We start from the raw sequence: 15,127 nt of genomic DNA, 5'->3' as shown, positions 1-15,127 counted from the left end.
AGTGGCAACTCAACGCGCCAGGCGCAGGGCGGCAATCTGGCCGATGCTCGCAGCGATGACGATTTCGGCCTGGCGGTGCGGTCCGTGCTCGAGCTCGTCGAGGAAGTGACGCCGCCCGGCCGCCGGCGCGATCGGGCGGATCGCGCGCGCCGCATACAGGCGGCGCAGGTCATCGCTGACCATGCCGGCGTCCCACGGCCCCCAGTTGATGGCAAGCGCATGCAAGTGCGGCCAGGCGTGGCTCAACTGGCCGGCCAGTTTGTTGAGCACCTCGTTGGCCGCGCTGTAGTCGGCCTGGCCGACGTTGCCGAACCGCCCGGCGACGGACGAAAAGAAGGCGATGAAGCGCAACTCGGGCATGCGCAACTTCGCCGCCAGCACCAGGGCCGGCACGACCTTGGTGTCGAACACTGCCTCGAAGGCGGCCAGCGGCTTGCTGGCAATGAGCTTGTCGCTGATCACCCCGGCGCCGTGCAGCACGCCGTCGATTCGGCCCAGGCGCGTGTACAAGTCGTCGATCAGCGCGCCGACCGCGCCGGCGTCGCGCACATCGAGGCAGTGATACTCCGGCGTGCAGCCGGCCCCTTGCAAGGCGGCCAGGTTGAGACGGATCTGGCGCTCCTTGAGGATCCGGTTCAGCTCGGTTTCCACCAGCACCGGCGTCACTTTCTGGCCGCCTGCGCGCAACTCGACCATCAGCAGGCGCCGCAGCGCCGCGCGATCGTCGACGCCGCGCGTGCTCACCGCTTCGTCGCCGGGCAGCGGGCTGCGGCCAACCAACACCAGGCGCGGATGGTATTTTTCGGCCAGCATCCGGGTCAGGTCGGCGGTTATGCCATAGGCGCCGCCGGTGACCAGCACCACCGAGTCGGTCCCCAGTGCCAGGTCGGCCAGTTCGTCGCGCGCGATGACGCGCGGGGCCAGGTCGATGCGCCAGCGCCCCTCGGCGTTGTAGCCGACCTCGATCTCGGGGTCGGCACCGAACATTTCACGCAGCACCTGCGTGGCCAGCCAGGCCGGTTCGACCAACGGCGCCGCATCGATGCATTTCACGCGCACCTCGGCCCACTCACGCGCCGCCGATTTCGCCACGCCCAGCGTGCCGGCGCTGCCAACCGAAAGCGCACTGTGCGCGCCCAGCCCGAAGCGGCCGTCGAACGCCGTTAGATTGACCAGGCGGCCGGCGCCGCCGGCGCCGCTGCGCCTCAGGTCCGGGCCGAACAGTTTGAGCAACAGAAACAAAGCGCGCGCATCGTGGCGATGATCGCCAGCTGCACTGTCGTCGCCGGTCCAGCCCATCAGGTTGATCAGCGCACCGACCGGTTCCTCGGCGGGCGGCCACAGCCCCCCCAGCGCCAGTACCGATTCACAGGTGGAAAAATCGACCTCGTAGCGCGACGGTTCGACCTGCCGGGTAAACGGCCCCGGCACCAACTGGCGTACCACGTGGCCCTGGCCGACCAGCTGGTCGTACAAGGCGCTGGCCAGCGCGGATGGCTTGCCGACCAGGATTACCGGAAAGCGCGTCGGCCAGGCGGCCGGCACGCCGGCCTCGGCGAGCACGGCGCTGCGCGCCTGCACGACGTAGCTGCGCACCGGATCGGACTGGGCCAACGGGTCGGTCGACTCCACTTCCTCATGCTGCAGAGAAAGTGGAGTCGGCGCTTTTTTTGGCAAGGCACCTCCTGCCACGAGCGCCGGTTGCGCCACCAGCAGGTCGGCATACCAGGCGACGACCTCGCGCAGCGTCTTGAAGCCGGACAAGGCTTCGATCATCTGTTCCTCGTCGCCCTCGCCCACCAGGCTGTGGCGCTGCGTCAGGCCGCTGAAGATCTCGATCCGCTTGATCGAATCGATGCCAAGGTCAGCTTCCATGTGGGCGTCCATATCGAGCATCTCGACCGGATAGCCGGTACGCGCCGACACCGCCTTCAGCAGTTCGGCCGAGAATTCAGCCGCAGTGGCGTTGCCTGCAGGCGGCGCGGCGGGCGCCGCCACGGCCGCCGCCAACGCACTGGACGCGGCCGTGGACGGCGCCGCCGCTGCCCGCTGGGGCAGCGCTGGCAGCACTGGCGGACGCACCAGCTTGCGTTGCATGAGCGGCGCGGCGCGCGCCGGCAAGGGTGGCTGCTGCAGCGCGATCGGCGGCGCCACGCCGGGGCGCTGGGCCGGCGCGGCTGGCTGCGACCGCGCCAGCCCGGGCATTCCCGCCAACTGTGCCTGGAAGTCGAGGAAATGGCGCAAGCTATGCTGTTGCTCGCTCTGAAAGTCGAGCATGCGTGCCACGCCGTCCTGGATCTGCTCTAGCTGCCCGGCCGGTCCGGGGTGGGCCGGCGGTGCCGCGGCGGCGCCATGTTGCGGAAGGCGTTTTGGGCCGAGTTCATCTGTGCTCATCGTGATTCTCCTGTAGTGGATGGGGGTGGCGACCGGCTGCAGTGCGGCCGGCAAAGTGCGCGGTAGTGCGGCGACGAGGGCGCTCGCCGGAGCTGCCGCCGGCGAGCGCAAGCGCGCGCCGGCGACCGCCCCGGCGGCATGCGTCCACGGCAGCGCACGCCCGCCGTTGACGCGCCAGATCAGCGCGCCGTGGTTGGTGCGCCGGACGGCGTCGGCAAACACCTCGTCGAGGCGGCGCTCGGCCAGTCCGCGCCCGGCAAACCAGGGTGACAGATCGACCGGCAAGCCGGCCGCCACCGCCTGGCCCAGCAACTGGGCCAGCTGGACCCAGCCGTCGCGTTCCGGCGCATCGAGCGCCAGCACCGTATGGGCGCGCGGTCCGAGGATCCGCGCGGTCAGGCCGGTGAGCGTCAGGCCAGGCCCACACTCGACGAACACGCGCGCACCGGCGGCATACAGCGCCTCGATTTCGTCGGCAAAGCGCACGGGCTCGACGATATGACGCGCCAGCAGCGCGCGCATCTGGGCGCCGTCGGCCGGGTACGGCGCCGCCGTCACGTTGCAAAACACGGCGACGCGGGCGGCGACGAATTGCACCTTGGCCAGTTCGGCCTCCAGCGCGACGCCGACCCCTGCCATGTGGGCACAGTGAAAAGCGGTGCCCACGGCCAGCCGCTTGACGCGGATGCCCTGTTGCGCCAGCGGCGCGAGCGCCGCCTCGAGCACACTGATGCTACCGGCGACAATGGTCTGGTCCGGCGCATTCAGATTGGCCACCGACAGCGCCAGGCCGTGGCGACCGATCGCCGCGGTCGCGTCGGCGGCGCCGATGTCGAGCGCAGCCATGGCGCCCTCCGGCGCCGCCGCCGCCAGGCGGCCGCGCGCCAGCGACAGGCGCACCAGTTCCTCACGGGTGATCGCGCCGGCGGCACACAAGGCGACATATTCGCCGTAGCTGTGGCCAGCCATGAAATCGGCCTGCAAGCCATAGCTGGTCAAGACATCGAACGCGGCCAGGTTGACCATGCCCAGCGCTGGCTGGGCGATGTCGGTGGCGTTCAGGGCCTGCTGCTGGACGCTGCGTTCGGCATCGCTGAAGGCCGGTCGCGGATAGATCAGGTCGGCGATGCGCGGCGCCGCCGCTGCGTCGTCGGGCTGCGCGAAGCAAGCATGCAGCGCCGGCAGGCCGGACACCAGTTCGCGCAGCATGTTGATGCGCTGGGCCCCCTGGCCGGGAAACAGGAAACACACGCCGCCCACCGCGCCGACGCTTTCGCGGTAGTGCATGCCGGGCGCCTTGGGGAACGGCGCATGCTCGGCCAGCAGCGCCAGCGCACGCGCCAGTTTCTGGCGCAAGTCGTCGGGCGAGACCGCGCCGAGCACCAGCCGGCACGGCTGGCCGCCATTGGCGCGCCGGATCAGATGCTGCTCACGGTACAGCGAATAGGCCAGCTGGGCCAGGTCCACCTGCGGCGCCAGCGCCAGGCCATCGAGCAGGTGCCTGAGCGCGCCGACGATTTCGGCGCGGCTGGCGCCGGCGAAGGCGAACAGCTCGGCCTCGCGCGGCTGCAGGCTGCGCGCGTCGGCCGGCCGGTAGGCGCCGGTGTACTCGCCCAGCACGGCGTGAAAATTGGTGCCGCCAAAACCGAAGGCACTGACCCCGCAGTAGCGCGGATGGGCGCGGCCGAGGTGCAGCCATGGCCGCGCTTCGCTGTTCAGATACAACGACGAGCCGGCCGCCTGCAGGGCGGCGATCGGCCGCTCGACGCCGATGCTCGGCGGCAGCAGCCGGTGCTGCAGCGCCAGCACACCCTTGATCAGGCCGGCCATGCCGGCAGCGACCTTGGTATGGCCGATCATCGATTTGACCGAGCCAAGCGCGCACGCCGGGGTGGCGCTCTCGCCCAGCAGCGCAGTCAGCGCGGCGACCTCGGACTGGTCGCCCAGCGCCGTGCCGGTGCCGTGCGCTTCGATCAGGGTGACGGCGGCCGGATCGATGGCGGCATCGTGGTAGGCGCGCTGCAGCGCCATCACCTGGCCGGGTGGGTGCGGCGCAGTCAGGCTACGATGGCGGCCGTCGCTGGCGCTGCCGACCCCGTGGACCAGGGCATAGATACGGTCGCCATCGCGTTCGGCGTCGCTCAGGCGTTTGAGCACGACAGCGCCGACCCCTTCGCTGATCACGATGCCGTCGGCGCCGGCGTCGAACGGCTGCGAGCGGCCACGCGCAGACAGCGCGTAGGTCTGGGAAAAACACATGAACCCCATCGGGCTGTTGGTGCAATCGACGCCGCCGACCAGGGCGACGTCGGCAACGCCGTCACGTAGCTGACGGAACCCGACCTCGAGCGCGGCGAGCGATGCGGCGCAGGCGGCATCGACGGTAAAATTGCTGCCGCCCAGGTCGAGCCGGTTGGCGATGCGTCCGGCCACGACATTGCCGAGGATGCCGGGAAAGGTGTCCTCGGTCCACTTCGGCAATTCATGCGCGAACAGGGTGTCGATGATGTGGCGCCGGGTCGCCTCGGGCAGGCCTTCGACCTTGGCCAGGTAATGCGGCAGCAGCGCACGGAAATTGTAGATCGTGCCGAGGTCGTTCATGCCGCCCACCGCGATGATGCACGCGGTGCGTTCGCGCGCGAACGGGCGATCGGCAAAGCCGGCGTCGGCCAGTGCCTGACGCGCCACCTCCAACGTCAGCAACTGTGCCGGCTCGATCGAGCTCAGGCTGGCCGGCGCGATGCCGTAGCGCTGTGGATCGAAGGCGACATCGTCGAGGAAGCCGCCCGCTGTGGCGTACACTTTGTCGGCGACACCACGGCGCGGATCGAACAGCAGGTCCGCCGACCAGCGGTCATCGGTGACCTCGCGGATCGCGTTTACCCCGCGCACGATGTTTTGCCAGTACTCGCGCAGTCCTTGTGCACCTGGGAAATGGCAGGCCATGCCGACGATGGCGATCGGCTCGCGCGCACGCGGCCGCGCTGCCGGCGCGCTGCGCGCGAGCTGGGCGTCGAGCAGCGCCATGCTGCCGAGCGTGACGTCGCTGTGCAGGTCGGCAAGACTGCCGGAGCGCTGACGCAGGCGCGCCACATCGCCCAACATGTACAGGCCTTCGTGGCGTTGTCCTTCGGCGTCGACCGGCACATAGCGCGATTCGGCGGACGCGGCGGGATCGCGATTGCGCGTGATGCCTTTGGCGGCGATGCGCAGGCGGCCGATGTTCATCAGCTCGAGCGCCATCAAGGTTTCCTCATCGGACTTGCTGTCAATGACGAGCTGGCGCCGCAACGCCTCGAACTCGTCGCAGAACGGGGTGGTGGCGCAGCGGGTATAAATGCCGACCCCGGACTGCAACAACGACGTTTCCTCGCAGGCGATCGCCTGCTGCTGAAACGTTGCCACGATGGCGCCGCTCGCCACAATCTCGTCGGTAAACAAATAGGCCGTTCCCATCAGGACGCCGATCTTCATGCCGGCCGCCACCAGCGGCGCGGCCATCAGCGCGACCATCGCAGCCGACAGCGGATCATGGATGCCGCCGGCAAACAGCACGTGCACCGCGCCGGCGTCTTTCAGTGCCGCGTCGAGCAGTATGTCGATGGCTTGCTGCCATAGCACAAAGCTGGTGCGCGGGCCGGTATGGCCGCCGCATTCGCTGCCTTCGAAGATAAAGCGGCGCGCGCCGGCGTCGAGGAAACCGCGCAGCAAACCTGGCGACGGCACATGCAGGTACGTCACGATGCCCAGTGCGTCGAGTTCGCGCGCCTGGCTGGGGCGCCCGCCGGCGATGATCGCGAACGGCGGCCTGATCTCGCGCAGCACCGCGAGCTGTTCATCGCGCAGTTCGCGCGGCATGAACCCAAGGATCCCGACGCCCCAAGGCATCGCGCCCATGATTGCGCGGGTGGCGGCGAGCATGGTCGCCACTTCCGGCCCGCGCATGACGGCCAGCGCGACGAAGGGCAAGGCGCCTTCAGTGGCGACGGCGTTGGCGAACGGCGCCACGTCGCTGACGCGGGTCATCGGTCCCTGAGCGATCGGAAAGCGTGTGCCATGCGAGCGCGCCAGCGGCGTGTCCGGCGCCAGGGCGCGCTGCGCGGCCGCCAGCGCGAGGCGCTCGCCGATGCTGCGGCCGATCGCCGTCACGATCCGCCCCACCGTGCCGTAGCGCCTGGCCAGCGGGCCCGCCAGCGCGATGTCCTGGCCGGTAGCCAGCAGCCCAGCGTCAGGATCGCGCAAGCCCGCCAGCAACAGCGCTTGCCAGTCGTCGTCTTGCGCGACTGCACGCTCGAGCTGGCGCAACCGGTCGCGTCCGGCGCGGCTGAAACAGCGATAAGGTGTGCGCTCGGCGCCGGCCAGTACGGTCTCGCTGCCGTCGAGCAAGTCCCAGCTGATCGCGGCCGGCGCCGGCGGCGCCTCCACGGCCAGCCACAGCTGCTCGCACAGCACCACGCCGGCGGCGCCCGATAGCACCACGGCGGCAGCGCTATGCACGCCGATCCCGCCCTGGATCCAATACGGCAGGTCCAGCTTGCCGGCGCACTCCTGCGCCAGCATGAAGGCGGACTGCTGGCCGACGCGACCGCCGGCTTCATTGCCCTTCAAGATCACAGCGTCGTAGCCGGCGCGCTGCGCCGCGAGCGCCTCCGGCAGGTTGCGCACTTCGAGCAGGACGCTGCGTGCAAGCGCGCGCGCCGCGGCGCAGGCCTGGCCGATTTCGTCGAACCGGATCCCGGCCAGCAGCAGCACCGGCGCCGGCGTCGCCAGCCCGATTTGCCCGGCCAGTTTTGTCAGCGCGCTGCTGGCGTCGTCGAACAGGTCGCAACGAAGGCCCCAATTCTCCAATAGCTGGGTCGAACGCACCAGTTCGGACACGGCAAGCCGGGTGTCGGCATCGAAGCCGCGAATGCCGATGTCGAGCAAACCGAGGGCACCGGCGCGACAGGCCGCGATCGCGATCTGTGGCGCGAGCCGGTGTTGCGGGCTCAATGCGATGACTGCGGGCGCCACGGTGCCGGTCGATATAGCTGATTTCATTTAAGTCTCCAGGTTCTGTAACGTGGTATGTGCTATTGCTGCTGCCGGTTACGGGCGCGACACGATCGTCAGCGAAGCGCCGGCCGACAGGGGGCGCCAAAAACTGGCAGGGTCGGTGGCGGTTGGGGAGCGGCCGCTGCCGCCCTTCTCCAGCTGCGCCCCCAGGGCCTGATGGGTTCGCACCGAGATGCACAGGCAGCCGCGGTCCGAAAGGCTGACAAACACATGCGCCGGGGTGGCGGCATCGACGGGAACTTCGTCCGGCCAGCCGTATGGCAGTAACGCGGCCTCTTCATGGCAGCGAATGGTCCTTGGCGCGCCGCTGTCGGATTCGGCACCGTCGCGCACGAACAGCACCGCAGGCCGGAACATCGCGAGCACGGCAGCCATACGTTGACGTGGGAGAGCCGGATCGCACTGCAGACAGGCAGCTCCGGCTTTAAGTACGGCAAGCATTACCCGTACCTGCGCCAGCGACGGTTCCAGCCTGAGCATACAAAAACTGCCGGGCAGCAGGCCATCGCGTTGCAAATACAGTGCCAATTCATCGGCCTGCTCGTCCAGTTCGCCGTAGGTCAGCGCACGGCCTTTGAAGCTAACCGCCGTCGCGCCCGGGTTGGTGCGTGCGATGATTTCGAAGCGACGCTGCAGGGGCGCCAGCGGCGCGCCGTGTGCCGAGGCATTCCAGGCGAGGGCGTAGGCGCGCAAGACGGCAGTCAAGTGCGCTGCCAGCCCAGAGACCGGCCTCGCCTCATCGGCGCGATGATCGATGCCGATATTTTGTTGCGATGCCGCATACAATAACTGGTCGTCCACATATAATACGAAGAAATTGTCGTCAATACTGAATCCGCGCTCACCATTTGCCATCATTTCCTCCGAACCCGCCTTCGATGCGCACATTGAAACAACTGAATCGCCTCATGCGGCAACATTGGATCTGGCATTGACTGGGGATGGTTGCGACAGCGCGCCCGGCGATTCGCCCATGGAAGTAAATACAAGCTCGAGCGCCTCTTCCGCACGCCTGTCCCGATTTTTTTTGCTGGCACTATGCTTTCGCAAGCTGACGCTCAGTTCTGATATCACCTCAGTGGCAGCAAAGATAATCTGTGCGGTATTAAATCCTGCGTTCAGCATTTCGCGATAAAACGATTTGGCCAGGATCCGAGCAATCTGGTTCGGGCTTTGCAACACACCGGAAATCAAATCCCGCACACTCGATTCATTCGACTTGGTCAACGCAATTTGCGCAAACCGCGATTTCAAGACGTACTGCAGTTGAATCACCTGGATCGATTTAGTAATCAGCGGCGTAATCATTCCGAACAAATTCAGGTCGGCATTCGTGAAACCGTTCACGTGCAGCGGTAGACAGGCATGAACGACGCCAATGATTCTGTCGCGCAAGACGATCGGAGAGACCATACTTTCCATCTCGCCATGCCCGCCCCTCACCATGGATACGATCTGGGCGCCGTGCGGTGTCAGCGGCTGCGGCAGCGATGTGCGTGATGCCAGGCGATCGGACAGGAGGCCGAACGTGGGGCCGTCGCGCAATCCGGCCCGGGCCACGTCCTCTTCGCTCAGCAGTAAAATGGTACAGGCCTTCGCACCGAGTATCCTTGCGGCCAATCCGGATAATTCGTCGAGGCATTCCTCCATACTGCCGCGCGATTCGACCCGCGCGAACTCGTTGCACAATCTCAGAACCTCATTCTCGCTCATATTAATCGCACTCCCCATTTCGTGTTCCACGCAGATCCCACGACCTTAGTCGTCGCCAAAGAAAAACCCATGAATCGCGGTCGCATCATCAGCTGGGCAGACCCCCTCGCACCGCCAACAACGATTCACCGAATTCGTCACAACAGGAGGCATAAAACGGATCCAATCACGCCCGCGCTTGTTCAAGCATCTTCGATCCAACCTATCATTAAAACGTCGCTTTACGAATTATTGCCCACACCGCATGTAAATATTAACATTCGATAAATTCGCCCGTTTGAGCAAAATCAACTCTGCAATCCCAGCGATCAAATCACCACAAATCACACCAATCAGAAACCGGCACTTGTGATTTATAGAAAAATATGCCGGATGCCCGCTCAAGAGATCGTCGAGATAATCGGACACATATAGAAAATGATCCAAATTGGTGCATGGCAGCAGACGTGTCATTACGCTGTCGTTTTTTGGCTACCAACAGTGCAAATGTGTCGAAATGACCGCTTTGAAGCGCGCGGCGAAAGCGGGTACGACACCTGTCTGGCCGATAAAAGGCGGCGCTGGCGATGGATGTGTGGTTATGCCGCGACATGTGGCGCGACGGGGCGTCGGGGATGCCTTACGGATCGGTACGAGTGCACACTCAAAAAAAAGCCCGGCGGATCCAAAACCGCGAACCGCGTGATTGTGGATCAGTGGCGCGATCCGCTAAGATTGTTGCTGGCTGCCTGGAAGGGTGGATCCTCGCTGCTAAGGATCGACAACAGGTGGTCGCGGTCGATCAAATCGACGGTGCGGCCGGTAATCGAAACGGCGCCTTGGGCGTTGAACCGCGAAACTAGCCGACTAACGCTTTCCACCGTCGTGCCGAGATAGCTGCCAATGTCGCCCCTGGTCATACTGAGGCGAAACGACTTCTCCGAGTATCCCAGCCTGCTGTAACGTTCGCCCATTTGCAACAAAAAGCTCGCAAAACGTTCATCCAGCGAGGCGAGAGACAACAGCGAGGAACGCCCGTACTGGTCGTTTAGCGCCAGGCTCATCGATTGCAGGAAGCGTCGCTGAATTGCCGGTTCGGACGCCATCATCTTCGTGACTCCCGCAAAAGGAATTTCACACACTTCACTGTTCTCCAGCGCCATCAGCCGAAAGTTATGCCTTCCGGTAGCGATCGCATCTAGCCCGACCAAGTCCCCCGGCATGCAGAATTGCGCCACGCGTTGCGAGCCGTTGGCATCGCGACTCAATAGCTTGAACTGTCCGTAGCGCACCGCGTACAGCATTTCGAATCGGTCGTGCTCGTGATATAGGCTGGCGTGCCGAGCCACCCGCCGGCGCCCGACGACAAGCTGTTCGAACTGCAATGATTCTTGCGCGCTAAACAGATTGGACACGCACGCTTTTCGAGCGCTGCAAGCCATACATGGGCTGGCATAAATGTCCGTGATTCCAGATGTGGCGCGTGACTCGTCGAAGCGAAGCAGTTTCGTTGTGCTATGCATGATGTATACACTCGTAAAATAGCTAACCAGTCCACGGGCCGTCAGTCGGTATCAATCCCTCTTCGATGGCGTATCTGGTCAATTCAGCGTTGTTATGGATGTTGAGCTTTTCAAGGATGCGGCTGCGATATGTCGAAATGGTTTTGGGGCTCAGGAACATTGCCAAGCCAATCGATGTGACCGATTCGCCGACTGCCAGGCGCAGCATCACATCGAATTCGCGCAGCGACAGTTCGTGATGACCGCTGACGGCCCCGTTTTGCACCTGCTGCACCAGGCGCTCGTTGAACGATGTACTGAAATGTCGCCCTCCGAGTGCGGCCTTGCGCACGGCGGCGATCAGGCTCGCAATTGGCGCATCCTTGGTAAGATATCCCGACGCTCCGCTCTTCAATGCCCTGATGGCATAGGTTTCTTCGGCGTACGTGCTTAACATCAGCACTGCGATTTCCGGTCGAGTCCGCTTTAAGATGCGCAACAAGTTCATGCCGCTTGTGCCCGGCATGCTGATGTCGAGAACGACCACTTGAACATTCACCTTGCCAATCTCGACCAGAGCATCTTCGACGGAGCCGGCTTCAGCGACCACGTGGAGATCGTCGGCAGTGTCCAACATCCGGCGCACCCCGGTGCGCGCCAGCGGATGGTCATCAACAATGACAACCGTGACCGTGTTAGGCGCCATCATCGAGTCCAAGCGGCATGGCCAATTGCACTACCGTCCCACCGTCGCAGTCAGTCGTCAGCACCAGTTCGCCGCCGAATCGCTTTGCCTGCTCACTCATTCCTGAAATTCCAAGCGTCATGCCGCTCCGGTACGCACCCTGGCGCAAGCCGATTCCGTTGTCGCTGACAGTAACGCTAAGCGAGCGGCCGGTTGCAGCCACCCGCACCGAGCCCCTCGACGCCTGCGAATGCTTCTCGATGTTGGTCAGTGCCTCGCAAATCAGGCGAAAAACAGCCGTCATGCGCGCTTCCCCGAGCGCGATGGACGCCAAGTTTGGGTCGATCGAAAAATCAATGTCAATCCCTGTGCGGCGTGACAAGCGGGTGACCTGGCATTCCAGCGCCGTCCAGATAGTCATTTGTTCCAGCATCGGCGGCGACAGATTCATGGCAATTTTGCGCACCGTCTGGAACGCCAGGTCGGCGAGCGCCGCGGCGTCGACCAGCAGCGGATCGGGCGCGGCACCGGCACGCGTCGCGCGATCCATCACTACGGAAATACACGCCTTCAACCCCGTCAGTACGCCGCCCAGATCATCATGAATCTGCTGAGCGATTTGCTGACGTTCGTCTTCCCGAACGGCGGCAAATCGCGCGTCCTCGGCATGCGACCTGCGTTTCGACTGGCGGGATTGCGCGTGGCCCCGGCCGAACGATGACGGCGCCGCCGCCCCCCTCAGATCGCCCGGCAGCGACATTCGAATCGCTTCGTTGACGCCAGGCGATGCTGCGGTCCTGGCGCCACCCGGCGGCTGGCTGGCCGAACTTGGGGATGCCGTCGGTTGAGTATCTGGATCGAATAGCGTCATGGTGCGTTTCTGGTAGAAGATGAAAAGACCTATGTCAACCGCCGACAAGGGTGCCGGGATTTCCGCGCTCGTCAGTGTGCGAGCCGTTCAGATCGGCCGAATGTTCGACCGCGCTGATTTCACGAAACCGGCCGTGGTGCATGGGCTCGGCGGCAAGATCGGCAACTTGAAACTGGCTGCCTCCCTGCCTTTTGGCCCGATACATGGCCTCATCGGCGCTGTTCAATAGCGACTCGGATGACCTGCCGTGCTCCGGAAAAAACGCCAGACCGACGCTCGCGCTAAGCGAGTGACGTCCGATTCCAACTGCAAATGGCTGCGACAACTGGTCCACTGCGTGCATGCCAATCCGCCTGGCTACCCGGCGGCTGGCAACAGTGGGAAGCAAAATCACAAACTCATCGCCACCAAATCGGGCGACGGTATCACTGCACCGAATGACGCTTTGTAGCCTGCTTGCAACGGCTTTGAGAACCGCATCGCCGACGCTATGACCGTGGGAATCGTTGATCTTCTTAAACCCATCGAGGTCGACGAACAGAACCGAAAGAATTCGACCGGACTGCTGTGCTTCGGCAATGGCCGAGGTCAACAGCTCAGTGACACGTGCACGACCAGCCAGACCCGTCAGCATGTCTTGGCTGGCCAGCAATCTCTCCTTCTGCAGCGCCTCCTTGCTTCGGGTGACATCGTGCAGTACAGCTACAAAATGGGTGAGCTTTCCACCCTGATCCCACAATGGCGTGACGATCTCGTCGGCAATATAGGTGGTTCCATCGCGCCGGACACTGCACAATTCCCGCTGCCAGGTCCCCATATGGGACGGTTGGCTGTGGCGCAGAGCGCTGTAGCAATCAGCGGGCGAAGTTTGTGCGCGCAGGGTGGCGCAGTGTTCTCCGATGACTTCGTGCGGCTGAAAGCCGCTCAAGCGCGCAAACGCCCGGTTCGCCCACACTACCCGATCGTTCGCATCAATGATCAGGATCGCGTCGCCTGCCGAATCAATGGCCTGCGCAAGCAGGGCACAGATGCTCGGGGGGCGAACAGGATATGTATCGTTCAATTCGTGCGCCATCAATCTCTCCAATTGACAAACATTAAATACTCCGGCGGCACATTTTGCTGTCTTCGGGCATTTTTCTGGTATCCACCCGCATAAGAACACTGGCTGGGAGAGCCATGCACCAAGCATAAAAATGAATTATTTCATTAGTACCGAAACCTCTACAATAACAAAAATGGTGCGACGCAGCACTGACTATCTTATGCTACCGCGAAATGACACATAAATTCCAAATGGCAATTTTTATTGACGCAGATAATCAATACATATTTACAGAAATGTATATGATTTGCGCAGTATTGTTATTAACAATACGAGACCAACGATAACGAGTTAAATAAAATATTGCTGATAGTTCTATTATTGCCCGTCCATTTGCGGAGACATATATCAGGCGTCCTATAATGCCAGGAAGAGCACTACAGAAAACTGTTCGCTGGCAGTAGAATATTTTTTTAGAGGACTAATTGACGGGAGATGCCAATCTGTTTATGTAGACGGGCGATATATACGGACATGCGCCGATACGATTGTCGCCGGCTTTGCCTAGCCCACTGCCTGGCGCGGCGATGATGGCCAGTGCGATTGTTCTTGCCCTCGAAGCGCATCGAAAACGACCAGCTTGTTCTTCGAAGGACGCTGCTTGCTTCTGCGATCGCCCATCAACGCTTTGATTTCCCGGATCTCCATACCAGTGACCTCATGGACCCGGATCAGCAGTGGTGCCGAAATCGGCTGAACGCCATGCCGGACCTTGCAAATCTGTGCACTTCCAACACCAAGGAAGATCGCCAATTGAGAATCGGTTTTCAATTCGTGCATATTGCAAAGTGCATCGAAAAGTTGACTCGGCTTATATGGGGCATCGGTGCGCGAAGTCATTATTTCTCCTCTACATTTATTTGGTGGTGGTCCGTTTAACCGCAGAGTGTTTGGTCTGCACATCTTAACCGGATGCCGTTACAGAAAAAACTGCATCTAATCAAATTCATTCGCTATAGCTGATTTTGCCGCGAACTAGCCAATAAACGCATCCAACCGATCCGATAGAACCAAAATTGCCAAATACCAAGCGTACTTAAATTCCGCTGGTGCGACGCAACATAGTTCGGCGGATCCCGTTTCACACTGTGCGATTCGTCACCGCATACTCAACAGAGATGAACAAATGCAGCTATTCGATGAAGTTAAAAAAATGCAACCATCCGAGAAAACCATCTGAAACAGTGCACAACATTGATTGGCCAGTTGCCACACGCCCACTCCCTGCCATGCAGCCTGAGCGAACATGCTGCTGCCTCTTGCCCCGCACCGGCGCGGCATCATTGGTCCGGCTCGTGCAGATCTGCAGGATTCTGACGCAGCACTGGACGTTTCTCGAGCCGTACGGCAGCGACAGGTCGGCGCGGTCGAGCCTGGCAATACGGGTTCACAATTGAAGGTCGCTGCGCGCCAGCTGAAGGCGCTGCACGAAGTTGCTGGTACGGGTAATGTCGGCCGGGTGGTCGAAGTCGGTCAGGCCGCTACCGCTCTCACACACGAGCGCGCTTTGGGTCCGCTGCCGTCAGACCGCAGAACACCGGGGGATGCATCGGTTTGCCAGTGACGTTTTGCACTGCGCGGTATGCTTGGCGTTTCTCCAACTGGGTATGTCGGAGGATCGGCATAGGGGACGGCCCGAAGGCCGCTCCCCTGCCACACCACCCGGCATGCGGGTCCGCACCGGGCGGTTGGAACGGTTGACGTCATGGCACCGAACCCGGCGCGCCATGCCTGCGTTCATCTGTGTTCAACCCGGTCGATCGAGTTCTTCACTGTCGTGGAAACCATCGGCTTCACCTTGGTCTCCTGTTGACGAGCCCCGT

8 protein-coding genes are annotated in these 15,127 nt (G+C 62.9%); all 8 read right to left on the bottom strand.

Translation table 11 applies throughout. The annotated features are described in order from the left end of the window. Window positions 1–9 precede the first annotated feature (9 nt). Window positions 10–7,434 (bottom strand): type I polyketide synthase, encoded by a 7,425-nt coding sequence (locus CR105_RS22115; protein ID WP_099792272.1) that lies wholly within the window; start codon window positions 7,432–7,434, stop codon window positions 10–12. Between the two features lie 48 nt (window positions 7,435–7,482). Further along, on the bottom strand, window positions 7,483–8,337 hold the full coding sequence (locus CR105_RS22110; protein ID WP_099792270.1) for an AMP-binding protein: 855 nt from the start codon (window positions 8,335–8,337) through the stop codon (window positions 7,483–7,485). An 18-nt stretch (window positions 8,338–8,355) separates the two neighbouring features. Next, window positions 8,356–9,162 (bottom strand): GAF domain-containing protein, encoded by an 807-nt coding sequence (locus CR105_RS22105; protein ID WP_131502011.1) that lies wholly within the window; start codon window positions 9,160–9,162, stop codon window positions 8,356–8,358. Window positions 9,163–9,854: 692 nt separating this feature from the next. Further along, on the bottom strand, window positions 9,855–10,556 hold the full coding sequence (locus tag CR105_RS22100) for a helix-turn-helix domain-containing protein (protein ID WP_180288268.1): 702 nt from the start codon (window positions 10,554–10,556) through the stop codon (window positions 9,855–9,857). Window positions 10,557–10,686: 130 nt separating this feature from the next. Then, window positions 10,687–11,352: a response regulator gene (locus CR105_RS22095; protein WP_099792264.1), complete on the bottom strand. Its 666-nt coding sequence runs from the start codon at window positions 11,350–11,352 to the stop codon at window positions 10,687–10,689. Next, window positions 11,339–12,199 (bottom strand): sensor histidine kinase, encoded by an 861-nt coding sequence (locus tag CR105_RS22090; protein ID WP_131021791.1) that lies wholly within the window; start codon window positions 12,197–12,199, stop codon window positions 11,339–11,341. Before CR105_RS22090 ends, CR105_RS22095 begins: the two co-directional genes overlap by 14 nt. Window positions 12,200–12,233: 34 nt before the next feature. Further along, window positions 12,234–13,274: a sensor domain-containing diguanylate cyclase gene (locus CR105_RS22085; protein WP_180288267.1), complete on the bottom strand. Its 1,041-nt coding sequence runs from the start codon at window positions 13,272–13,274 to the stop codon at window positions 12,234–12,236. 534 nt (window positions 13,275–13,808) lie between these two features. After that, the gene (locus tag CR105_RS27965) at window positions 13,809–14,144 is read right to left on the bottom strand and encodes a hypothetical protein (RefSeq protein ID WP_131021790.1); all 336 of its coding nucleotides are present in this window, start codon (window positions 14,142–14,144) and stop codon (window positions 13,809–13,811) included. Window positions 14,145–15,127: the final 983 nt, after the last annotated feature.

The sequence above is a fragment of the Massilia eurypsychrophila genome, assembly GCF_002760655.1.
Taxonomy (GTDB): Bacteria; Pseudomonadota; Gammaproteobacteria; order Burkholderiales; family Burkholderiaceae_D; genus JAFCUW01.
Note: the sequence above shows the minus strand (reverse complement) of the source record. Positions and strands in the feature narration are given on the sequence as shown.

Excerpts from the sequence above, each read along its gene's own strand:
- CR105_RS22115 (WP_099792272.1), bottom strand. The coding sequence starts at position 7,434 with ATGAAATCAGCTATATCGACCGGCACCGTGGCGCCCGCAGTCATCGCA.
- CR105_RS22085 (WP_180288267.1), bottom strand. The coding sequence starts at position 13,274 with ATGGCGCACGAATTGAACGATACATATCCTGTTCGCCCCCCGAGCATC.
- CR105_RS22105 (WP_131502011.1), bottom strand. The coding sequence starts at position 9,162 with ATGAGCGAGAATGAGGTTCTGAGATTGTGCAACGAGTTCGCGCGGGTC.
- CR105_RS22090 (WP_131021791.1), bottom strand. The coding sequence starts at position 12,199 with ATGACGCTATTCGATCCAGATACTCAACCGACGGCATCCCCAAGTTCG.
- CR105_RS27965 (WP_131021790.1), bottom strand. The coding sequence starts at position 14,144 with ATGACTTCGCGCACCGATGCCCCATATAAGCCGAGTCAACTTTTCGAT.
- CR105_RS22095 (WP_099792264.1), bottom strand. The coding sequence starts at position 11,352 with ATGATGGCGCCTAACACGGTCACGGTTGTCATTGTTGATGACCATCCG.
- CR105_RS22110 (WP_099792270.1), bottom strand. The coding sequence starts at position 8,337 with ATGTGCGCATCGAAGGCGGGTTCGGAGGAAATGATGGCAAATGGTGAG.